Origin of the sequence: Chryseobacterium gilvum, from assembly GCF_025628965.1 — a bacterium.
Classification (GTDB): Bacteria; Bacteroidota; Bacteroidia; order Flavobacteriales; family Weeksellaceae; genus Chryseobacterium; species Chryseobacterium gilvum.
The window spans coordinates 275,111-298,951 of the sequence record NZ_JAOTEN010000002.1 but is presented as its reverse complement, the minus strand read 5'-3'; the positions used below and the strand labels follow the sequence as shown (position 1 = coordinate 298,951).

Genomic DNA, 23,841 nt, shown 5'->3' with positions numbered 1-23,841 from the left:
ATTTAAATCAATCTAAAAAACCTGTCAAAACTTCATACTTGAGCCTATTTCAAAATTTACTTATCTTTAAAAAAATAAAATTTTAAATGAAAAAATCGGTTGCGATCCTATTTGCGTTGATCATTTCTCAATTTCAAGCGCAGCAGAATGCTTATTATCAGCAGGCTGCAAAGTACACCATGAATATTGATGTAAACGCAGAAAAATTTACGTATCAGGGAAATCAGACGTTACAGTATACCAACAATTCACCGGATGAGCTTAATGTAGTATATTTTCATCTGTATTGGAATGCTTTTAAACCCAATTCCATGATGGATCAGCGAGTGGCCGGTCAGGGAAAGAACGGGGATTCAAGATTGCAGAAAGACGGTATTTCAAGACTGGCTTCCATTCCGAAAGATCAGGAAGGCGCGCAGAATATTCATTGGATTAAGCAAAATGGCAAAGAACTGAAATTTGAAATTCAGGAAACCGTGATGAAAGTTTATCTGAGTGAACCGATTAAGCCGAATTCCACAACTACATTCACGATGGATTGGGATGCGGTAATTCCTCAGCAAATCAGAAGAAGCGGGAGAAACAACCGTGAAGGGGTAGATATGACCATGTCGCAATGGTATCCTAAAATTGCAGAATATGATTATGACGGATGGGCAACGTTCGATTATGTAGGAAGAGAATTTCATGCGCCGTTTTCAGATTTTGATGTGACCATTAAAATCAATAAAGATTATGTAATCGGAGCAGGAGGGATTCTTGAAAACCCATCAGAAGTGAAAGGGTATGATGCCAATACAAAAATTAATGCAGATAAAAATAAAAAATCTACCTGGAAATGGACTGCTAAAAACATGCTCGATTTTGCCTGGGCTGCCGACAGAGAGTATGTCGTAAAAAGCTTTGACGTTCCTGAAGGGCCGAAAGTTTTCCTGGTCTATCAAAATAATGATAAAACAAAAGTCTGGGAACAGGCGCAGCCTTATATTACCAAATATTACCAGATTATGAATTCCCGTTTCGGGAAATATGCTTATCCTTCCTACGCTTTTATCCAGGGTGGTGACGGCGGAATGGAATACGGAATGTGTACCATGATTTTAGGGGAATCCGGAGATATTGAAAGTTTAATGGGACTGATGGTGCATGAAGGTTCTCATTCGTGGTATCAACAGATGTTGGCAACCAATGAGCCGCTCCGTCCGTGGATGGATGAGGGCTTTACAAGCTATGCGGAAAGCACAGTGATGAATCAGCTTTTCCCGCCGAAAGATCCGGTTGCCAATCCGTTTGTGGGAAGTCTGGATGGATACAGGAATTTCGTTAAAAGAGGAATTGAAGAGCCCGCAGTGTGGTTGGGAGACCATCATGATAACGGTACGGCATACAGCTTTGCAAGCTATGTAAAAGGGGAGTTGTATTTAGTACAGTTGGGATACATCGTAGGCGAAGAAAACCTGGCCAAGATCATGAAAGAATACTTTGCACAGTGGAGCATGAAGCATCCTACGGACAGGGATTTTCTTCATATTGCCCAGAAAGTTTCGGGAATGGATCTGAAGTGGTTCCATCATTACTGGATCAACACGACAAAAACCATCGATTACGGAATTAAAAATGTACAATACGACGCAAAATCTACCACCATTACTTTGGTGAATAACAGCCAGGTTCCGATGCCCATTGATTTCAGTGTGATGACTGCCGATAAAAAGATTGTAACTTATCAAATCCCGATGAATATGACGCACACCTGGAAAAAAATTGATGCTTTTGGTGATTTTAAAACATTAAATTATTGGCCGTGGACGCAGAAAGAATACACCTTTACAATTCCTTACACCAAATCTCAGTTGAGTGTTTTGGGAATCGATTTTAGTCAGCGTATGGCGGATGTGAATCTGGCGGATAATGTGGTGGAAGTGAAATAATAAAAGAAATAGATTAAAAACCGCAGGTTTTCTGCGGTTTTTTATTATTATCACTCAGTTTTTCTACAAGAATATGATCAATGTATATCTCGTCTACAGATTGGAAATTTTCGTGAGAGATGAAATCAAAAAAACTTTTATTCGATTCCTTGGAATAATTAAAAGTTCGGATAATATTTTATCATTATCTCGTAGAGTATCTTTTTTACCATCATATAAATAAATATAATATTTATTTTCTTTAGAATTGAGAATATATTTTGTAGAAGAAATTTCTTTTTTTGTATTTGATGAGCTATAGCTTCCAAATTCTAAACTGTAATCAAAAGAATATGTAGCTTGTGCTTTAATACTTATTATGCTTATCAATAAGAGAAGTAAATAAATTTTTTTAGTCATATGAAAGTATATAGAATATCAGTAACTGAAATTACTGATGTATTATTTAAATTTTTAAAACGCGGGATTTTTTGCTTCTAATAATGAATCAATATTTTTTATTTTCTTCCATTTATTAGATTCTATCTCAACTTCTCTATCCAAAGCTGAACTTTTATATAATTTTAAACAAGTGTTAAACACTTGCTTTCCTGCTTTAGCTTCTGATATTTTATTTAATGAGTTTAAAGAATCATTTCTCATTTTTTGATTGATAGGAAGTAAAATACTGTCAATTTTTTCATCAAAAATAGTGGTTGCAATAGGATTATATAAAGATTTATCTATTTTAAATATTCCTTTAGTAATATTTTTGTCATTATATCCAGCAATTAGACACTTATAAAGAGTTCGATCCTTAAAATCTTGCTTCCAGTTATTATTCCTTTTATTAATTGATGAGCATGAAATAATTCCACTCAATGCCAATAAAATTAAAATGTATTTTTTCATATTATAAAATTAAGGTAAATTCCATACAAAAATTTCTTTAACACCTCCTGTGGCACCAAAATAGCATCCACCATCACACATGCCACCAGAAATCATATCTGCATGTCCAGATGCACAAAAGCCTGTTGCAGGTGTAGTTGCTGTTTCACAACCGCCGGAAACATTTGGAATCATAATATAAATTCCTTTTATATTTGCTAATAAAGTTGGAAAGTTTTGACCATTAGTTCCACCCTGACTTCCTGTTAAATAATTATTTCCAGAAGGAGTCCCAAAGGTTTTCTTCATCCAAGCTAATAAATTTTTTGCAGAAAGGAAATAGTATTTATTATCATTACCTTTAAAAGTCTTATTAGGTATGTTTGGAATTGTTACACCAGAATAATTTAAAGCTTTAGATATTCTTAAAGCACATGTATTTTCATTTCCTGATGATAAGTAAATAGAATATGGCATTCCCCCAACTGATGAATACATTTTATCAGGAGTGTCATATGGTGAATTTTTATGTTTAGGATAGGCTGCTTCAAAATTTGTCCAATTGGGTAAATTTTGTGGAGGAAATGTTAAATTAGGATTGTCCCAATAGGCAGCATCATAATCTCCATCTTTTCCTTCAGAGGGCATTAAATACCAATTTTCAAATTGTTCCCAAGCATCAGGATTTTCATTCAGAAAAGAAATTGCCCAATTATGAAATTGTAAATTATTACTATTATTAGGAATTGTATATTTATTAAGATAGTTTTCCAATAAAGCATTATACATTCCCGGATTATATTGTGCCCAGTTTTTTGCATTAGCATCTAGCTGAGACCAAAAGTTGTCGGACCTTACCGCTCTTACGTATCCATCATCAATAGTAGGCGGAATATTTGGATCGAAATAATAAGGACTTGGGTTTTGAGGAATTGGAGTATATGCCGGAGGATTATTAGTATCGTGTACTGTACCCGGATAAATAATAGGAAGTCCCGAAGATCCACTATTGAAAATAGGATTTCCGGCTCCGTCTCCTCCGCAATCAGTGAATACGTATGAATGAGATTCTGAGACGCATTCGCTACACAAATCACATGATCCCCAACTTGGAGGACAAGTACAGTGAAATTCTGTGAAATAAACGTCCATCATGCAAGATGTTTTTCCTAAAACAGAATTCTCAGCAACCGAAAGCTCACCAACAGAAGAATCATAAATAGGTATTATTTTCTCTGTTTTGTTCTGTGAGTTTCTTACGATCTTAAAAAGGCCAAATTCCCATTTTGTTTTTCCTTTGTAATATAAAACATTATAAATATTTTCAGGACTTTCAAAAATGTTGTAAGCTCGGAAAGTATAGGTTTGACAATCATTAAAAGTCAGCCTGTTAATATTTTCAGTATCTATTTTAAAAGCTAATAATAGATCAGTGTTTTTATTCGCTGCATTTTTCTTTTTTTCAGAAGCAATATCCAGAAAATTTTTAAAATCCTTAATATTGGTTTCTTTTTGAAACTGCTGAAATTGTATTTTTGAAGAGTTTTTGTTGCGGGTATGTGAGTTGGAAAGACTCTCTGTCTCTACTTCGGTTCTGCAGCTCCAAAGGAATAATGCCAATGCAATCAGCATCAAGGAATTAATTTTTCTCATCATTTGTTGATTTAATAATTTTATGCAAGAATAGAATATTTTAATCAACTCACAATATACTTTCTCGGAAAAATTATTACTTTTACGAAAATTATTTTTACTATTATGGAAAAAATTATCAAGAAGATCGCGGAAATCCGCAGCAGAAAAGGCTTTTCTTATGAAAATATGGCTCATGATCTGGATTTAAGCACGTCCGCATATCGAAAAATAGAGACGGGCGAAACAAAGCTTACGGTCGAAAGATTGGTTGATATTTCCAGAATTTTGGAAACGCCATTAAATGAACTTTTAGATACAGATTCTCAAAAAAATTTTAACCAAGAAAATAAAGACAGTGCTCATGGATTTCAAGGCTTTAATGATAATATATTTAATGAATATTCTGAGGTTTCAAAAAAATTAATCGACGTTTACGAGCAACAGATCAAAGATTTAAAAGAAGAAATCGAACAATTGAAAAACAAATAAATGAATTCCATCGTCATTAATGTAGGGAACAGCAATATCAGGTTTGGACTTTTTGATGAAGACAACTGTGATATTTCTTGGGTGGTAAATACAAAACCATACCGCACCACCGATGAACTGTATGCACAGATTCTGATGCTGTATCAGACCTATAAAATAGAACCGGCAGACATTTCTAAAATTATCATTGGTTCTGTAGTACCTCAGTTAACAAAGGTGATCAGTTCGTCGATCAGGAAAATTCATGGAATTGCTCCCGTTATTGTAGACAGAAACACCCTTTCTGAAGTGGAAGCGAAATCTAAGCAGATGGGAACCGATATTTATGCCAATTTGGTGGCGGCACACAATCTGTATCCCGACAGAAAAAAAATTGTAATAGATTTTGGGACTGCGCTTACGGCAAGCTGCGTAACGGAAACCGGCGAAACATTGGGTGTTATTATCGCCCCGGGAATTGTAACCTCATTGAATTCTCTTATCAGCCAGACCGCACAGCTTCCTGAAATTGAGCTGGTAAAGCCGAAATCTGTTCTGGGCTTAGATACGGTTACCTGTATGCAGAGTGGGATGGTGTATGGTTTTTTAGGAATGGTAGAGGGTTTTATCGACCGCATTAATGATGAGGTCAATGATGATTGTTTTGTAATCGCCACCGGCGGAGTTTCTCATGTCTACAAACCGCTTACCGATAAAATACACATTGCAGACCGCCTTCATACCTTAAAAGGACTGTATTTTTTGGGAAAGAATCTTTAAGTTATGTAAAAATGAATTGCTTACTTTGATTTAATATCAAGGTGAATTTATCTTTTTGATTTAAAAAAAGCTTTCACGATAGCAGAGCATTCATTTTCCATTATTCCGGTGATGATTTCTGTTTTGGGATGCATGGTAAGGTTTTTATTGATGAATCCCCGCTGCTCATCTCTGGCTCCGATCACCACTTTGGAGATCTGTGACCATGAAAGTGCGCCGGAACACATCACACAAGGTTCTACAGTAACATACAAAGTACAGTTTTGCAGATACTTTCCGCCAAGAAAATTGGCAGCGGAAGTGATGGCCTGCATTTCCGCATGAGCGGTAACATCGTTTAATGTTTCGGTAAGATTGTGCGCTCTCGCAATCACGCGGTCATTGGAAACAATGACACAGCCAATGGGAACCTCATCTTTTTCCAATGCTGTTTCGGCTTCCTGCAAAGCCATTTTCATAAAATATTCGTGGGTAAACATTTAGTCTATATTTAATGTCAAAGGCAATCTGAAAAGATACCGTACCGGATTACCGTTGATCATTGCGGGAACAAATTTTTTTGAAACGGAGTACAGTGCAATTTCCGCCTGTCTGTTAAAGGTGAAATTATCGCCTTCCGCTTTTACATGGGTAAGGCTGCCGTCTTTTTCTATCACAAAGGCAAGATTGGTTTTTACGGGGTTGGTCTCAGAGTACACCGCTTCGGTATAGAAAATTTTTGCCACTTCCTGCCGCAATGCATTCATACCACCGGGATAATCAGCTGTTTTATCAATATCAATGAAAATTTCAGAACTTATATCTGAAACGCCGGTTTTGCTATCTGCATGCAGTCTGTTGACATCTTCAACATTTTTTACTTTCAGTAAAGCTTCCACGAAAGCGGCATTTTCAATACTGTCCATCTTTTTCATGAAAAACAAAAAATCCTGCTTGATGGAGGCTTTGGCAAGCATATCTTTTTCAGCATCAAATTTTTTCTTAAACTCATGATTCAGCATTCCGCGATGCTGGTTGTAATAGTTTTTAACCTGCCTGAATTCTTCTGCCTGCTGTGAAAAACAAAGGGATGAAAGGAGACAGAAAATATATAGAAACAATGATTTCAATCTTGAGATATTTATGTAAATGTAATCAAAAAAAAGAAATACCCAACCTTTCTATTCCGCTGAATAATTATTGAGAGATGCCTGTAAATGCATACGGATTTCTTCAACTAAAGTCATGGGTTCTAATACCGTTACTTCTTTTCCATAAGAAAGAATCTCCTGCAGGAAATCGTAGGTAGGATGAAGGAAAAACTCAAAATAGATTTCCTCTGTCGTTTCTTTGGTTTCGTGCTGCGAAAGATGCAGCGGAAAGCTTCTGATGTATTCTCCCTGATGCCTGCCGCATTTCAGCACTATTTTCTGAGGGTTTTGCTCGGTAAGATTCATTACGCCGAACGCATTTTTAAAATGTTCCCTGAAATTGAATTTATATTTTTCCCTGAACTTGCTGTTGGTAACGTCAAGATAATTGATCCGGTCTAACCCGAATGATTTCAAGGCTTTATCTTTTGTATCAATAGCAATAAGATACCATCGGTCTTTGGATTCTTTAAGCGCCAAAGGATGGACTTTCCGGGAAGTCATCAGTTTGTTTTTGTAATTATAATGTTCAAAGGTGGTGACTCTTTTGTTACGGATCGCAAAAAAAAGGTCGTAAAAATGCTCTACTCCGGTGGGTTTTCTGCTTTCAAAAAAGATAAAATCTGCAAAGTCCGGATGTACATTAAGGGCATTGCTTACCTGGAAAGATTCTAACAGTTTCTGGTTGTATTCATCCACTTCCATCATGGGACGGCTCTCGATATAATAGCGGTTGTCACCTTTCTTTTTATTGTGAATGGAAAGATTAAAAAGATCTGAAATCTCACGGATATCCCGCTGCAGAGTGCGGATGGAGTAGCTTGTAATCCCCGCGTCCTGAAATTCAAAAGAATTAAGAAGATAGTCTTCCAGCTGGGAATAGGTAGCAGGAGCGGTTTCTAATTTCTTAATAATTAAGGCATATCGTGTAAGGTAAAAATCTTTTTTCATTCGGATGATTTTAAATTGTTCGAACGAAACAATTGCGTTTCATTGGCTTATTCTAAAAACAAATATATGCGCTTAATGCGACAAATGATGTCGTGTTTTATTTTTGTGGATAAGTTTTAGAATATATTGTTAAACTTTCAAAAGAATTTCTTTTTATCCATTTAGGATAAATACAAGCCAATAGTTTACAGTTAAGGCTTTTCGAAAAGTTCAGGGTATTGTTTGTATTATATTTAAATGTGATAACAGGAAGTGACAAACGTAGCGTTTGAGGTTTACTTAAATATCTTCCCTTAAAAAATCATTTTCAAAATCTTCCCGAAAGAAATTTTCAATTTCGTTGAGGTAGCTGTCAAAGTCGGCTTCTGTGTTTTCGATATCGTTCCAGTTGGGGAAATAGATGTCATCGTCAATTATATCAGTGTTGTAATTTGGTGTTTCCATGGCTATTTTGTGATTAGTTATTGAATATATTTTTGGCTGTCCAGCATGTATACATGTTGAATTTCAAGTCTATTAAAATTTTTAAGATTGTTTTCTGTGTTTTTTTTTGATACTGTAAATGTAGCAGTGGGTTACGACAAAACTTGACGTATAAAAAAAATAACTCAAGAATTTGAGTTATTTTTTTTGTTTTTAAGAAAAGTCATTCAGATCAATTTCATCGGCAATAAGCATAATAATATCTGTTTCTGAGAGAGCAGATTTCAGCTGTATGGCTCCTGATATCAGATTAGGATTAGAAAGTATATACTGCCATACTTTTTTCACAAAATCTTCAAAGCTCATTTCATGATCATATTGTAATGTGCCGGTCTGTATTGCCAATACCAATAATTGCTTAACAATGCTTCTGCACTCATTCATTTTATGCTCATAAGGCAATAAAACATTCAGTACCGTATTTTGTATGGTATAAAGATTTGCTGCTGCTGTTTTTACCTGATTTTTCTTGGTGTTTGCACCTCTTTCATCGCTGAGTTTGGAGGCCAGTATTTTACTTCTGAAGCCTGCAATTTCTGAAACCTCACTGATATTGTAGGTAGAAAAAATATCCTCTGCAGCTTTTAACCATGAAAATACTTTTTCAACAAAATAAGGATCTTTTGTTTCTAATGATGAAACGATAGCGGGAAATCCCTGAAGTTTTTCCTTAAGCTGGGATACGAGTATAAATTGAGATTTTTTCATGCTTATTCCGGGATTAAAGTTTCAACAGGATTTCCATTAATATCTTCGTATCTAGACCATTCCATTCCGGATTCTGTCACACTCATTTTGGCATAGATCAGATATTTGGGATCTATTTTCATCAGCTGGCTGGCTTCTACAATAACGTCATTGTCTGTCATGCTGCTTCCGGTATTTTTCTGATATTCACTAATCGTTCTGTTGCGGATGCTTAACCAAAGCAGATCGAGATCTGCATTCTGAGGCCATTCAAATTTCGCCGAACAAAAAGAAATAATTCTCTTTGATAATTCATCGAAAGTTTTGTTTTGAACCAAGGGATGATCCTCATCAATCGCGGTGTGTGATCCCAGCGAAGCTCTGTCAATAGTTGATGCGATTTTATTGTAATCATATTCATATTCAGCCAAGACATTTTTTAACATTTTATCGTCATCGGCACCCGCAGATTCGTAGGCTTCTTTTGCGACCGTTGTAATTTCATCATAAACAAATTCTTTAAAGCTCATTTTCACAGAATTTCCTGCCTGCGCAAAAGGAACCGTAAGATCTACACTGCCGATTTTCATTCTCGGAATCGAAAAATGTTTTAAAAGATCATCTTTTGCATATTCTTTGGCAATCTCTACCGTTTGTAAATCTGCCATTTTTCTGGCAGAAGCAATTTCGGAAACAAGGCCTCCCAAATATTCGTTTAATTTTGGCATAATAAAAAGTTTTTAGATAATTAATAAATGGTTGAAAAGGATGGCTGCCGAAGCAACCATCCAAAAAGAAAGATTAGAAATTAAACAGCAGCAATACTGTCTTCCAACATATCCATAATTCTTGAAAGACCAGCCGGCAATTCATCATTTACCGCTCTTACATGCACTCCCAAAGTATACGTTTTTTCTGTAGTAGAAGTACTTGAAGTTGTCTTTTTATACGATGCTGATGCATTGAACTTCACTTTCCAGAATTTTGCGCTGATTGATGCGCTTCCGGAAAATTCGCTTGATACATTCTGCGTTTCTACTGAATTTAATTTGGCATTAAAATCAATGGTGATCTCATCAATTCTGATTGCCGGAACCGTAAGCATCGTAAGGAACGGCACTTTTAAGTTTACAGCAGATTTCATAAATGCTGAAACATTGACTGTTGCGGGGATTTGTGTTGCTGATGCATCCACTTTTCCTTCGGCTTTCAGTTGCTCAAGGGTTTTTCCAAAATCCGGGTTGGGAATTGATTTTTCGTAGTTGAAATCTACATATCTCAGCTGAGAAGGAGTCGTTACGGCATTAGCTCCTGTACCGGTTGTTGTACCAGGAAGAAAACCTACTTCTTTAATAAAATTAACTTGAGAAATGGAAGCATCATGTTGCGCTTTTACCGCTGCCTGTAACGGCCCACCGATGTAAACACTGAAATCTAAACTGTTAAGTTCTTGTACTAAATTTGGCATAATTAAAAAATTTAAAGGTTAAAAAAAATTGGTTATTAATATATAGTAGTGCTAGCAACTATTATTTCAAAATTTGGCAATACATTTCCTCTTCCAGTATTTTTATGAACTGAAAATTGATGGTATTAAAAATGTATCGAATTACTTTCGGCAGAAACCAACATCAATAAGCGTTGTGGATCCGAATGTTTTTTGTGTTTCAAAAGTAATGTAAGAGGGCGACAAAATGTGTCGTGTAATAATTTTTCTTCACCTTGTTGTGTTTTTTAATTGTGTTTTTATGATATTTCAAAAGTAATGTAAGGGGGCGACAAAATGTGTCGTGTAATAATTTTTTTTCACTTTGTAATTTTTAATTGTATTTTTATGATGTTTCAAAAGTAATATCAGATAACGACAAAAAGCGTCGTGTTTTATTATTATTATTATTATTATTATTATTATTTTGTTCTTTATTATTGTTGTTTTTAATAATTCAAAGATACTATTGGCGGACGTCAAAACTTGTCGTGTATTTTTGTTTTACCTTATTAACTCTATTTATAATCCAATAAACTTATATTTTATTATTATAATCAAAATGGCTTATATTTTGTTTCTGATCAGCTTTTGAACAATTTGGTTAAGAGATTCACGGTTATCGTCAATATAGCTTAATCCGGCCTGAATCAGATTTTCAATATTAGACCTTCTTACATTATCCATCGACGGAGAAGCATTTTTCAGCGACGGATTGATACGGTAATAATTTTTTTGGTTCCGCAGTCCTAATGTCTGAAACATCTGGCAAAGCTGATAATCTACGGTTTCCGCATTGGCCGACATCAGAATGTCAATAATAGGCGTCACCCAGCCAATCTTTCCTGCTTTTTCCATCTTTCTGAAAGAATAGTTTTTGGATTCTATTCCTGTTCCTATGGAAATCATAATCATATCATTCACGGTAGGATAATTGGCTTTCTGATGATTCTTCAGCACTGCGGCAAACGGTATTTTTCGGGATTCCGCATAGGCACAGAGTGCGGGATTGTTGGCATACATTCCTCCGTCAATAAGGCTGAAAATCTGTCCGTACATTGATTTAATCTGTACTGGGCTAAAGTATGTAGGAGCCGCAGAAGTCGCTCTGCAGACATCTTTTACATAAAAATTATCGGTACTTAATTTGGCTTTCCATGAGTTAAAAAGTTTGGCTCTCCGGTTTTCGATATCGTAACTGGTAATTAAGCAGGGTTTTATCAATTCTTTTAATTCAAGATGTCCGAAAAAATCATTTAAGTTTTTCTCCAGAGCTTCCTGGGAAATTTTTTCATTCAGTAATCCGAAAGGATTGACAAGTCTCTCCCAAAAAGAAACCTGGAATATGTCGCCACCTTTTTCGGCATACAGTTCTAATCCTTTCTGGATAGAATATTTTGCCTTTCGGTGTTCATCGGGACAAAGAATAATAGATGCAATAAGGGCTCCGGTGCTGCTTCCGGCAACGAGATCAAAATAATCTCCGAGCTTGGCAGTAGGCTTGTCATAATATTGCAGCTGTTCTTCTATGTAGCGAAGGATAATGCAGGTAATAATGCCCCGTATTCCGCCGCCGTCCAAAGAAAGAATGGTTATCTTTTTCACATTTTCTATTGTTATTTGATAAAGCAAATGTAGGAGCGGGAAGCGACAGAACTTGACGTGATATTATTCAATCATACCAACATTTAAAATATAATGTAGCCATTATTGTCTCTGGGCATTTTCAACAGCGTTCTCCAGCTTGTCTTCACCAATCCTTTTTTGGTTAGGATGCTCTTTTTTTCAAAATGAGGCAGATCTTTAAAGGTTTTCCAGTTTCCGCCCCAATCCCAGCCGTGTCTGGCGAAAATTTTCACACATTCGTACCAGTCTGCAATCTGATCATTGTCCCAGTCTTTTACTGTGTCCCAGCTCGCAGCTTTTCCGCCGATCATCATACAAATATCTACCGCAAGGCCATAATTGTGGATACTTTGTCCGGCTTTGGCGTTAGTTACTTTTTTTCCTGAGGTAATTCTTCCGATGGCATATAGTTTTTCCTGCTCTTCAAAACTCCGCAGTCCCTGTGTGATTCTCACCTTTGCTTTTCCGGTAAGAGCAAGATCACATTCTTTGATAATTTCTTTTACATCCTCTCGTACGGAAGGATGCAGTTTTTCAATTCTTTGTAATGTTATAGTATCCATAAATTATATATTCTTTTCAGGTTCGGGAAGGCAAATATCAGTGCTGAACACGACAAAAGCTGACGTATTTTTCCAAATAAATAAAAGTATGATTTAAAGTAAGTGAATTTATAAATAACCGAATTCGTTTGCGTTTAAAACGAATTAACTAAAAGTTTAGTTAGAGCACCCAATTATATTTTATAATCATCTTACCAGACGTAACGATTCACAAAAAATAGATGATCCTGAGGAATTTTATTATTGATTTCCAGAGATTTTATGATTTAATTCCTTAATGTCTTTTCTTAATTCTAAAAATAAATCCTTTACATTATAGTTGTGAGGACTATCAGTATCAAATTCTTCAGGGAAAATTCCTGATGCGTACTGCCAGATTTCAACAATATTTTTTAAATCAATGTCATAAGGTTCATAAAATTCATTATCGGCACTTACCGTGATGAAATTTTCTTTTTTTGCATTCAATCTTTTGTAAGTAATACCATCATCTAGAGTGATAAAAATATAGCTTTTACCAGATTTTAAATCCTCAATATTTTCAACGTACTTTCCGATAATGTAAGAACCATCTTTAAACGGAGGCATAGAATCTCCCTGCGCAGGAAACGCACGATATTTTCCATGAGTAAGGAAAGGTAATGAAATCCGTTGTAAATTTTCTATATATTCCGGATCGCTGTAGCCGGATAAGTAACCCATTGATGCTTTCTGGGGAATAATTTCAATGCTGTTATTTCCTGATTGATCGACGATAATAGGTAGCAGAATTCTTTTATCCGAAAGTTGCAACATTTCCTCCAACGGATATTTTTTAATATCTAAAGTGAGGAGAAGATCAATACTAATATTAAAGAATTTTGAGATACTGATTAGAATTTCATAAGGAGGTTCAGAGCGGCCATCTTCATATTTAGAATAACGTACTCTGCTCATCCCAATACTTTCTGCAAAACTTTGCTGGGATAAGTTTCTTTTGCCTCTTAAAAACCTGATGTTATCTGAAAAAATTGACATTGATACAAATTGTATCTGCAAATATAATAAAAATGATACAAAATGAATCTAATTTTGTAAAATGAAACGTGCAATTGTTCATATGGATTTAGATGCTTTCTTTGTTTCCTGCGAAAGATTAGGAAATAATAAATTGAAAGGAATTCCCCTCATCATCGGCGGTGGAGATCGTGGCGTTGTAGCCTCATGTTCCTACGAGGCAAGAAGATTTGGTATTCGTTCTGCGATGCCGATTAGAATGGCTTTAAGGCTTTGTCCGGAAGCGAAAATTATTAAAGGCGATTATGAACTTTATTCTAATTTATCTCACACTGTTACGGAAATTATCCAGGAAAGAGTCCCCATAATGGAGAAAGCAAGTATTGACGAATTTTATCTTGACTTGTCCGGGATGGATAAGTTTTTTGGCTGTTATCAGTGGACAAAGGAAATCGCTTCCGCAATCACCAAAGAAACACATCTTCCGATAAGTTTTGCATTATCTACCAACAAAACGGTTTCTAAAATTGGAACAGGAGAATCGAAACCTGTAGGAAAAATGGAAATTAAGGAATTGGAAATTCAGCCATTTCTCAATCCATTATCGGTAAAGAAAATACCAATGGTGGGTGATAAGACTTTTCAGTTGCTTTCTAGAATTGGCATCCGTACGATTCATACTTTATCTGAAGTACCAATGTTGGTTCTTCAGCAGATGATCGGCTTACATGGAAAAGAACTTTGGAAAAAAGCAAATGGGATTGACGAGAATCCTGTTATTCCTTACTCCGAAAGAAAATCTATTTCTACAGAAAAAACTTTTGCGAAGGATACAATCGATATTCATGAATTAAAAAGAATCCTGACCGGTATGGCAGAAAAACTGGCTTATCAGTTGAGACAGGAAAAGTGGATCACCTCAACCGTTGTAGTAAAGATACGGTATGCCAATTTCGATACAGAAACCAAGCAGGTCCGGGTAGCTTATACTTCAGCAGATCATACCTTATCCAGGGTTGCGCTTGAGCTTTTTAATAAATTATATACCCGAAGAATGCGGATCCGTCTGATTGGTTTAAGATTTACCGATCTGGTACACGGAAATCATCAGATGAATCTGTTTGAAGATACGGAAGAGCAAATGAAACTCTATCAAACGATGGATTATTTAAAAAACCGATTTGGTGCAGATGTGGTCGGAAGAGCATCTGGTTTTGATTTTGGAAGATAAATTAAATTATTTAAAATGTTTCTCAATTGTCATTCTTTTCACAGCCTTCGTTACGGAACTTTATCAGTCATGGAATTGGTGAGGCAGGCTGATAAATTAGGGATTAAAGAACTGGTTTTGACAGACATTAATACGGTGACCGCCATTTATGAATTTAAAAAAGCATGTGAGGATAAAGGGATAAAACCCATTGCTGGAATTGAAGTAAGGAAACAAAATAAATTGTTATACATCGCTGTAGCCAAAGAATTCAGCGGAATAGGTGAGGTAAATAAAATTCTTACAGCCTATAATTGTGACGGGGCCGAACTTTCTGAAACTGCACCGGAATTTAAAAACGTTTTTATCATTTATCCTATAAAAAATATGCCTGAAACATTAAAAGAAAATGAGTTTATAGGAATTCGTGAAGAAGAATTGAATCTGTTAATCCGTCCGGAATTTAAAAATAAAATTGATAAAATGGTGGTGTTGCAGCCTGTAACGTTCAGCACCAAAAAAGAATATAATCTTCATCGTATTTTGAGAGCTATTGAACAGAATACCTTGCTTTCCAAACTTTCTGAAGAAGATATTTGCTGTAAATCAGAATATTTGAGATCTGAAATAAGTTTAACGAAATCATTTGAAGATTATCCTCAAATTATTAAAAACACAAAAAAAATTCTCTCTGAATGCAGTTTTGAATTTAATTTTAAAAAGGTAAGAAATAAGCAATTTTATACAAAATCAAAGGAATCGGATGTGAAAATGCTTAAAAGATTAGCGTTTTTAGGATTGAAAAAAAGATATGATTTACATTATGAAGAAGCGCAAAAAAGAGTAGAAAAAGAACTTAAAGTAATTGATGATCTTAACTTTTGTTCTTACTTTCTGATTACTTGGGATATCGTGCGCCACAGTAATCGTATGGGATTTATGCATGTTGGAAGAGGTAGCGGAGCTAATTCTATCGTGAGTTATTGCTTAGGAATTACTGACATTTGTCCGTTAGAACTGGATCTTTATTTTGAACGATTTCTTAATCTTAACAGAAAATCACCACCCGATTTTGATCTGGATTGGAGTTGGCAAAACAGAGACGCTATTCTTGAATATATTTTTAAAAAATATGGAAAAGAGCACGTCGCTTTTTGCGGAACCAATGTAGAATTTAAATATAGATCAATATTTCGTGAGGTAGGAAAAGCTTTTGGTTTACCGAAAGAAGAATTGGATATTCTCGCTACAAAATCAGTTAGTGAGCATCATTCAGATAAAATTGTAAGGCAGGTTTACGAGTATGGCAAACTCCTAGAAAAATTTCCCAATCAACGAAGTATGCATGCTTGCGGAATTTTGATTTCTGAAGAACCTATCATCACTTATACCGCTTTAGAAATGCCGCCGAAAGGTTTCCCGATTGCCCAGTTTGATATGAATATCGCTGAAGATATCGGACTCGAAAAGTTTGACATCCTTTCTCAGCGTGGTTTGGGAACGATTAATGACACCGTACAACTCATCAAAAAAAATAGAGGAATTGAAGTCAATATCCGGGATACCTCAATCTCAAAAGATGAGGCTTTATGTAATGAATATTTAGCCGTAGGAAAAACAATCGGATGTTTTTACATTGAATCTCCTGCCATGCGCGGTTTGTTGAGAAGACTCAAGTGTGATAACTATAGAATCTTGGTTGCTGCATCCTCAATTATCAGGCCTGGAGTTGCACAAAGTGGGATGATGCGAGAATATATTTTCCGTCATAATCATCCCGATCAGTTTGAATATTTTCATCCGGTATTTGAGGAAAACTTGAAAGAGACGTATGGAATTATGGTATATCAGGAAGATGTTATCAAGATCGCACAATATTTTGGCGGGCTTACTCATGCAGATGGTGATATTCTAAGACGGGCCATGAGCGGAAAAGAAAGATCTATCCAAAAGCTGAATGAAGTGAAAGCCAATTTTTTTGAATCTTGTAAAAAACAAGGACATTCAGAACAAATGACTGCAGAAGCCTTTCGACAGATAGAATCTTTTGCAGGATATTCTTTCTGTAAAGCACATTCAGCTTCCTATGCGGTAGAAAGTTATCAAAGTTTATATTTAAAGGTCAACTATCCTCTGGAATTTATGGTTTCGGTGATCAATAATCAGGGCGGATTTTATCGCACAGAAGTTTATATCCACGAAGCCAGAATGTCCGGAGCCATTGTTCAGAATCCTTGTGTGAATACAAGTGAATTTCAAACGATTTTAAAAGAAAAAGAAATTTATCTGGGGTTCATGGTTTTGCAATCCCTCGAAACCAAAGTTGCTCACATGATTTCTGAAGAACGCGAAAACAACGGCAATTACAAATCATTAGAAGACTTTATCAGACGTATTCCGATAGGTATTGAAACCATTCAGATTCTTATTTTCATCGGTGCATTCAGATTTACCGGAAAACAGAAAAACGAACTGTTGATAGAGGCCAGACTTTTGCTTACCAATTTTAAACCTGAAAACAGAAATTTAATGCTTATCGAAGAACCGGTGCAGGATTACAAACTTCCTGAGCTTAAAAGAGAAAAATTCGAAGATGCTTTTGATGAGCTTGAAATTATTGGATTTCCTACTACGTACAGTCCGTTTGATTTGTTGGAAACCAAATATAGAGGTTCTGTTTTTGTAAAAGATGTATTGAAATTTCACAAAAGACAAGTAAAAATGCTAGCATATCTCATTTCAAGAAAACATGTTCCCACCAAAAAAGGAGCAATGTTTTTTGGTACTTGGATCGATGCCAACGGAGATTATTTTGATACTGCCCATTTTCCGGATAGCCTGAAGCAATATGATTTTCAGGGTGGTGGTTGTTATCTTTTGCTGGGAATTGTGGAAGTAGACTATCATTTTCCAACCATTACTATTCATAAGATGGCAAAAATGCCGATGATCCCGGACCCACGTTATGCTTACGATGAACAAAAAAAATACGACGTACACCGATTAGTCCGGGAAGATGTGAGTATGACTTCAAGAAAGCCGTATCCGCAAGCGCATGAGATAGGTTTACCAAGACAGAAATTTAATTAATATCGGTTTAAGAAAAATTCTAAGATTTTTCTTAATCTCAACCTTAAAGTTTAAGCAAATAATTCCACAGTTTCATTGACCAAGAATTTCACCTGATCTGGTCTTCCGCGATCCGTTTTAGGAAGATTATTATAGCTTCCGGTTCTTACAATAACCATTTGATGTTCCGGAATCATAATGATATATTGCCCCTGAAGACCCAGAAAATAATAATGTTTAATAGGATTGTCATTATTGATCCAGAAGCCCATTCCATAGATTTCTTTTGAATTTTGGGTTGGCGTCTTCATCTGTTCAATAAAATCTGGATTCAAAATTTGCTGATCCCCGACTTTTCCGTTATTCAGGAATAATTGGCCCAGCTTCGCAAAATCTCTCGTGTTGGAGTGAATGCAGCAGTAGGTTTTTTCCATACCGCTTTCGTCAACGCTCCATTCTGCATTCTGTTCCATTCCCAGAGGAATCCAGAATTTTTCTGATAAATAACTCGATAATGACTGATTGAGTACTTTTTTTAACGCAAATCCTAAAAATTGTGTAGAACCGCTCTGGTATTCAAACCGCCGTCCCGGATTTTCTTTAAAACTTCTGGAGAATGTTGCTTTCATCAGATCTCTTCCATAATAGGCTTTTGCATTCGGGAGAAAAGGGTTCTTGTAATTTTCTTCCCAATCAAGGCCAGATTCCATCTGAGCCAGATTTTTCAGGGTTAAATCTTGTCCGAAAGGTTTATTTTTGAATTCTTCAAAAAAGTCAGAAAACCGGGCATCGATGCTTTTAATTTTCCCTTCTTCCAAAGCTTTACCAAAAAGCATTACGGTGACTGCTTTTGCCATCGAAAAAGAATTGGTTTTCGACAGGGGAGTGTAGCCGTTCCAGTATTGTTCGTGTATTAATTTTCCGTTTTTAACAACCAAAAAAGAGGCCGTATTTGAGTGAATCAGATCATCCGCTAATTTTCCGGGCAGTTCTTTCTGATTATACTGAGCGTCTTCCTCCCACAATTTCGGGGATGTCGTATGAATGATATTGCTGCGGAAAAATTTCCCGTCATCAATATTGGCACTCATTTTTCCCCGCAGATAGGTTTTAGAGATCCCGCTGAAAAGATAAGCGTACCCGAAAATATAAAATAAAGCTGCCACAGCAACGATAAAAGCAATACAATAGAATAATATGGCCATAATAAACGATCTGTAACAAATTTAAAATAAATTTGAAGAGAAAGTAATAAATATACCGAAATGAATTATTTTTGTGCTCATTGATGAAGATTATGATTAAAAAATTACCTGTTTTTCTGATGTTTTTCTTTTCTGTGATCTGTTTTGCACAGACATATAAACCGCTCGATACCGCCGATTATGCTCAGAGAAAAGAATTTGCTAAAATTTATGCGGCCAACAGTGAGATTTTAATTAAAGATTTAAAAACAAAATATTCCGGAAAAGCGGGAAGTGAATTGCCTAAAATCTATAAAGAACTGGGAAAGGATTTTGAAGGCCAGGTGAAAAATAAGGACTTTGTATTTAATTCTGTATTTGACGCTAAAGTAAAAAGCCTGATTGAGCGATTGAGAAAAAACAATCCTCAGATTCCGCAAAATTTGAAAATTCTTATTGCCAAAAATAATACTCCGAATGCGTATTGCTTTGCAGACGGAACTTTTGTGATCAATATGGGGCTTTTCAATTGGTTGAATAACGACGATCAACTGGCTTCGGTGATTTCTCACGAATTAGGACATAAAATTACACAACATACGCTGAAATCTTTTCTCAATATGATTGATCAGAATGAGATGGATAAGTTGGTGGTTCATGATATTAAATCAACTAAAATCAACCGTAATCAGAGAGCTTTTGATGTTTTGAAAAACAGGATTTATCAAAAAGGAGCCAAAAACAGGAAACAGGAAATGGAAGCGGATTCTTTAGGCTATGTTGTTTTCAAAAACAGTGACTTTAAAAATACCGAATTCATCAATACGTTGAAAAGACTGGAAGATTTTGACACGATTTCACCACGACAGTTAAAGGTAGAAACGTATAAAAGGTTTTTTACCCTTCCAAAACAGGAATTTAAAGACCAATGGCTTGCGAAAGAAGATTTCTCTTTGTATAATTATGATCATTTTAATGAAAAATTAAACAAAGATTCATTAAAATCACATCCTGAAGTAACGAGAAGAATTAACAATTTAAAGAGAATATTTCCCGAGTTAAAAACTGAAGTAGCAGACGAAAAAGCATCTGAATCGTATGCCGCTCTGGAGAAAATAGCTAGAATGGAAACGCTTCCCAATTTTTACCATTCTGAAGATTATGGTTTGGGAATTTATGCAAGTCTGCAGTTTTTGCAAGATGGGGAAGAGGAGCCGTATTATAAAAGCTGGCTGGGAAAATGTTTTGCGAAAATTTATGAAGCCCGGAAAAATTATAATTTAAACCGATATTTAGATCGTGTAGATCCCAAAAATCAAAGTGAAAGTTATCAGCAGTTCCTGAATTTTATGTGGAATTTAAGCTTGGATGAAATTAAAACCATCGCCGATTATTACCAAACCAAAGAATCCTGATCAAATCAGGATTCTTTGGTTGTATCAGTAGTTAAGTCTTTCTAAGCGTATTTGGTTGAATTTTTCTTTCTCATTGATTTCACGAAGCAAAATATAACCTTCTTTCCCCACGTAGGGCAATACCGTAAAATTATCTTTTTCAGAAATAGGAATGATTTCCTGTTTGAATTTTCCATTGATCACGGTATTGATAAAGAGATTCCATTTTTTCTCTTTGGTGACCTGATCTTTTTGGTAATCGCGATAGAAAAAAACGACGTCTTTTCCATTATTTAAATACTGTGAAAACAGATAATCATTATTTGCCCATCTTGTTTTTTCTTTTTCAAAAATCTGAACATCTTTTACTTTAAAATCTTTATCGGTATTGATGTATACTAGATCTGTGGTCTTCGGAGCACTGTAATTTCCTTCGGGTTTAAATTTCTCAGATAAAATTCCCACACTTCCGTCACTTAAAAAATAAACGTCTTTCGTCTGAAGAAAATATCCGTTTTCTACGCCGCCGTCTGCATCCAGTTTTGGAATTTGATTAGAAAGATCGGGCTTGTAATTTAATTCTTTAAGGTCTACATTATACGTGTTTTTATCCAGCATCAATCTTGCAAAACCTTTATCTTTTTTAGAAATATAATTCCGGCCCAACAATAGAACCCGGTCATCAAAAGATTTGTCGTTAGATATTCTTGTTCCACTCGAATACAGGTTGTCGATATTATAAATCGTTTCCGGTGAAAGCCCTGTAATTGGTTTATTTGAAAGTTCTTTTCCCGTTTTCATATCAATCACAAGAAGAGAGAATGTCTTCTCATCATCATTTACTTTTCTTAAAATCCCATAGATGCCTTTTTCATCTTTATCTAAGATGGTAAGGTCAGAGAAAACTTTTTTATCGCCATTCGTATTGTAATTGTATCTCCAGATTTCTTTTTTATTGTCGTCGAACTTGATGAGGCTGTTTTTATTAACATATCTTCCATAATCATTGTATTCTACCGCAATGAAGCCACCTTCTTTGATTTCTGCAACGGAAGAAACGTAATTATACCCTTTGTCTCTTTTCTCAGCGCGATTTTCTTTTCTCTCTTCTTTGAAGCTCTTCGGCTGATTGATTTCTACAAAAGTCCCGTTTTCAAGATAATCATAATATACTTTAGGAGTAACTGTATTTGTTTTAGGATTGATAATCATCGATACAGGCAAAGCAGCATCTTTTGCAAGAGCCTGAAGATAATTGAAATCTGAAGGCTGCAGAATAATCTGTCCTTTAAAATCTACATACCCAAAATAATTGGTAACCAAAAGCCCGGCTTCAAATTCTTTATTCGCAACAGGATTAAGGTTTTTATCCAAAATAACATATTCGAATTTCTGAGTTTTTTTGTCGGTTTTGCCCAAAGAATACATAGAAACATAGCCGTAAAGGTTGTCTTTGGTATCAAATAAGGCGTTCATTCCGATATTTTTCCCGGAGGCTAAAGAAGCTAAATCCTGGGTTTGAGAAAAGGCGAAGATTTGTGCTAAGCCGAATAACAAAAAGTAAATTTTCTTCATTAAGAATTTTTTAGCAAAAATAGAAAATTAACCGAACCACACTCAATAAAAATAAAAAAAGCCCTGAATTCTTCAAGGCTTTTCAATTATATCTTAGAAAGTAAATTTCTGAAGTTGGTTTTTTCATCAATAATCCTTCTTAGTTCAGATACAGGGACTCTCTCTTGTTGCATAGTATCTCTGTCACGGATCGTTACGGTGTGATCGGTAAGAGAATCGTGATCTACGGTGATGCAGTAAGGAGTTCCGATCGCGTCCTGTCTTCGGTAACGCTTTCCGATCGCATCTTTTTCTTCGTAAAAAAGATTAAAATCGTATTTTAAATCATTAAATATATTTTCAGCGTATTCTGCCAAACCGTCCTTTTTCATTAACGGAAGAATAGCCGCTTTTACCGGAGCCAAAGCCGGCGGAAGCGATAATACCGTTCTTTCTGAGCCGTCTTCCAGAATCTCGTCTCTTAAACAATGGGAGAATATAGAGAGGAATAACCGGTCTAAACCTACGGAAGTTTCTACCACATACGGAACATAATTTTCATTTCTTTCCGGGTCGAAAAACTGCAGTTTTCTTCCTGAATGCTTCTCGTGGGCTTTCAAATCGAAATCTGTTCTCGAATGGATCCCTTCAAGTTCTTTAAATCCAAACGGGAAATTAAACTCAATATCTGCCGCGGCATTCGCATAATGCGCCAGTTTTTCATGATCATGGAATCTGTAGTTCTCATTTCCTAACCCTAAAGCCAAATGCCAGTTCAGACGTTTTTGTTTCCATTGCTCGTAGAATTCCAGTTCGGTTCCCGGAGCCACAAAAAACTGCATTTCCATCTGCTCAAATTCGCGCATTCTGAAAATAAACTGCCTTGCAACAATCTCGTTTCTAAATGCTTTTCCGATCTGCGCAATGCCAAACGGAAGCCTGTGACGGGATGTTTTCTGAACGTTTAGGAAATTCACAAAAATTCCCTGCGCGGTTTCCGGTCTTAAATAAAGATCCATCGCAGAATCTGCGGAAGCACCCAATTTGGTTCCGAACATCAGGTTGAACTGTCTTACTTCCGTCCAGTTTCTGGAACCGGTATCGGGATCGGCAATTTCCAGCTCTTCAATTAATGCTTTTACATCCGCAAGGTCTTCATTTTCCAGAGATTTTGCCAGTCTTGAAAGAATTTCTGTTCTTTTTGCACGGTATTCCAGAATTTTCGGGTTGGTTGCTTCAAACTGAGCTTTATCAAAAGAATCTCCGAATCTTTTGGCTGCTTTTTCAATCTCTTTATTTTCTTTATCCTCGATTTTAGCACAGTAGTCTTCTACCAAAACATCTGCCCTGAAACGTTTTTTAGAATCTTTATTATCAATCAAAGGATCATTGAATGCATCAACATGGCCAGAAGCTTTCCAGGTTGTGGGGTGCATCAGGATGGCCGAATCGATACCGACAATATTTTCGTTCAGCTGTACCATTGCTTTCCACCAGTATTGCTTGATATTGTTTTTCAGTTCTGCACCGTTTTGCCCATAATCATACACTGCGGATAACCCGTCGTAAATTTCACTGGAAGGGAATATAAAACCATATTCTTTTGCGTGAGAAATCACTTTTTTGAAAACATCTTCTTGCTTTGCCATAATTTTTTTAACGTCTGAAGTGCAAAAATATGAAAATCGGATACAAAAACATCAGTTATCCTAAAAAAGCAGTAAAAAAGAGCCTGTTAAGTATTTTCAGGAAGCCGGTAACCTGATTGCAGCGGCATCCTTTTGCGACACGAAGTGGAGCAAAAGGATGCCGCTGCAATCAGGG

Annotated in this window: 21 protein-coding genes; 6 read left to right on the top strand and 15 right to left on the bottom strand. The window is 35.8% G+C overall.

What is annotated here, in order from left to right; translation table 11 throughout:
* Positions 1–86 precede the first annotated feature (86 nt).
* Positions 87–1,931 carry a M1 family metallopeptidase gene (locus tag N0B16_RS07995; RefSeq protein ID WP_262990285.1) on the top strand — a complete coding sequence of 615 codons (1,845 nt, stop codon included), beginning with the start codon at positions 87–89 and terminating at the stop codon, positions 1,929–1,931.
* A 453-nt stretch (positions 1,932–2,384) separates the two neighbouring features.
* On the opposite strand, the gene N0B16_RS07990 is transcribed toward N0B16_RS07995, so the two are convergent.
* Complete coding sequence (locus tag N0B16_RS07990; RefSeq protein WP_262990284.1) at positions 2,385–2,822, bottom strand: hypothetical protein; 438 nt, start codon at positions 2,820–2,822, stop codon at positions 2,385–2,387.
* A 9-nt stretch (positions 2,823–2,831) separates the two neighbouring features.
* Complete coding sequence (locus N0B16_RS07985) at positions 2,832–4,457, bottom strand: T6SS effector amidase Tae4 family protein (RefSeq protein ID WP_262990283.1); 1,626 nt, start codon at positions 4,455–4,457, stop codon at positions 2,832–2,834.
* Positions 4,458–4,559: 102 nt separating this feature from the next.
* On the opposite strand from N0B16_RS07985, the gene N0B16_RS07980 reads away from it, so the two are divergent.
* Together N0B16_RS07980 and N0B16_RS07975 are read left to right on the top strand one after the other, a co-directional pair.
* On the top strand, positions 4,560–4,925 hold the full coding sequence (locus N0B16_RS07980; protein ID WP_262990282.1) for a helix-turn-helix domain-containing protein: 366 nt from the start codon (positions 4,560–4,562) through the stop codon (positions 4,923–4,925).
* The gene (locus N0B16_RS07975) at positions 4,926–5,684 is read left to right on the top strand and encodes a type III pantothenate kinase (protein ID WP_262990280.1); all 759 of its coding nucleotides are present in this window, start codon (positions 4,926–4,928) and stop codon (positions 5,682–5,684) included.
* 47 nt (positions 5,685–5,731) lie between these two features.
* On the opposite strand, the gene N0B16_RS07970 is transcribed toward N0B16_RS07975, so the two are convergent.
* The 10 genes from N0B16_RS07970 to N0B16_RS07925 form a co-directional block, all read right to left on the bottom strand.
* A complete protein-coding gene (locus N0B16_RS07970) occupies positions 5,732–6,163 on the bottom strand; it encodes a nucleoside deaminase (RefSeq protein ID WP_262990279.1) in 432 nt (143 codons plus the stop codon).
* Complete coding sequence (locus N0B16_RS07965) at positions 6,164–6,793, bottom strand: energy transducer TonB (RefSeq protein WP_262990278.1); 630 nt, start codon at positions 6,791–6,793, stop codon at positions 6,164–6,166.
* 51 nt (positions 6,794–6,844) lie between these two features.
* The gene (locus N0B16_RS07960) at positions 6,845–7,765 is read right to left on the bottom strand and encodes a helix-turn-helix transcriptional regulator (protein WP_262990276.1); all 921 of its coding nucleotides are present in this window, start codon (positions 7,763–7,765) and stop codon (positions 6,845–6,847) included.
* Positions 7,766–8,044: 279 nt separating this feature from the next.
* The gene (locus tag N0B16_RS07955) at positions 8,045–8,209 is read right to left on the bottom strand and encodes a hypothetical protein (protein ID WP_262990275.1); all 165 of its coding nucleotides are present in this window, start codon (positions 8,207–8,209) and stop codon (positions 8,045–8,047) included.
* Between the two features lie 192 nt (positions 8,210–8,401).
* The gene (locus N0B16_RS07950; protein ID WP_262990274.1) at positions 8,402–8,956 is read right to left on the bottom strand and encodes a hypothetical protein; all 555 of its coding nucleotides are present in this window, start codon (positions 8,954–8,956) and stop codon (positions 8,402–8,404) included.
* 2 nt (positions 8,957–8,958) lie between these two features.
* On the bottom strand, positions 8,959–9,663 hold the full coding sequence (locus tag N0B16_RS07945; RefSeq protein WP_262990273.1) for a hypothetical protein: 705 nt from the start codon (positions 9,661–9,663) through the stop codon (positions 8,959–8,961).
* 80 nt (positions 9,664–9,743) lie between these two features.
* Positions 9,744–10,403 (bottom strand): DUF2589 domain-containing protein, encoded by a 660-nt coding sequence (locus N0B16_RS07940; RefSeq protein ID WP_262990272.1) that lies wholly within the window; start codon positions 10,401–10,403, stop codon positions 9,744–9,746.
* Positions 10,404–10,988: 585 nt separating this feature from the next.
* Positions 10,989–12,026, bottom strand: a complete 1,038-nt coding sequence (locus tag N0B16_RS07935) for a patatin-like phospholipase family protein (RefSeq protein WP_262990270.1) — start codon at positions 12,024–12,026, stop codon at positions 10,989–10,991.
* Between the two features lie 83 nt (positions 12,027–12,109).
* Positions 12,110–12,610: a M15 family metallopeptidase gene (locus N0B16_RS07930; protein ID WP_262990269.1), complete on the bottom strand. Its 501-nt coding sequence runs from the start codon at positions 12,608–12,610 to the stop codon at positions 12,110–12,112.
* A 240-nt stretch (positions 12,611–12,850) separates the two neighbouring features.
* Positions 12,851–13,627, bottom strand: a complete 777-nt coding sequence (locus tag N0B16_RS07925; RefSeq protein WP_262990268.1) for an XRE family transcriptional regulator — start codon at positions 13,625–13,627, stop codon at positions 12,851–12,853.
* 61 nt (positions 13,628–13,688) lie between these two features.
* Here N0B16_RS07925 and dinB point away from each other — a divergent pair, with 61 nt between their 5' ends.
* Positions 13,689–14,837, top strand: coding sequence for a DNA polymerase IV (dinB, locus tag N0B16_RS07920; protein ID WP_262990267.1), 1,149 nt, complete (start codon positions 13,689–13,691; stop codon positions 14,835–14,837).
* A 15-nt stretch (positions 14,838–14,852) separates the two neighbouring features.
* On the top strand, positions 14,853–17,906 hold the full coding sequence (locus N0B16_RS07915; RefSeq protein WP_262990266.1) for a DNA polymerase III subunit alpha: 3,054 nt from the start codon (positions 14,853–14,855) through the stop codon (positions 17,904–17,906).
* 50 nt (positions 17,907–17,956) lie between these two features.
* Here the strand turns inward: N0B16_RS07915 and N0B16_RS07910 are convergent, their stop codons facing one another.
* Positions 17,957–19,090 carry a serine hydrolase domain-containing protein gene (locus N0B16_RS07910; protein ID WP_262990265.1) on the bottom strand — a complete coding sequence of 378 codons (1,134 nt, stop codon included), beginning with the start codon at positions 19,088–19,090 and terminating at the stop codon, positions 17,957–17,959.
* A gap of 92 nt (positions 19,091–19,182) precedes the next feature.
* Here N0B16_RS07910 and N0B16_RS07905 point away from each other — a divergent pair, with 92 nt between their 5' ends.
* Complete coding sequence (locus N0B16_RS07905) at positions 19,183–20,484, top strand: M48 family metalloprotease (protein WP_262990264.1); 1,302 nt, start codon at positions 19,183–19,185, stop codon at positions 20,482–20,484.
* A 24-nt stretch (positions 20,485–20,508) separates the two neighbouring features.
* On the opposite strand, the gene N0B16_RS07900 is transcribed toward N0B16_RS07905, so the two are convergent.
* Positions 20,509–22,038, bottom strand: coding sequence for a hypothetical protein (locus N0B16_RS07900; protein WP_262990263.1), 1,530 nt, complete (start codon positions 22,036–22,038; stop codon positions 20,509–20,511).
* Between the two features lie 86 nt (positions 22,039–22,124).
* Entirely contained in the window at positions 22,125–23,666 is a 1,542-nt protein-coding gene (locus N0B16_RS07895) for a glycine--tRNA ligase (protein WP_262990262.1), read from the bottom strand.
* Between the last annotated feature and the right edge of the window lie 175 nt (positions 23,667–23,841).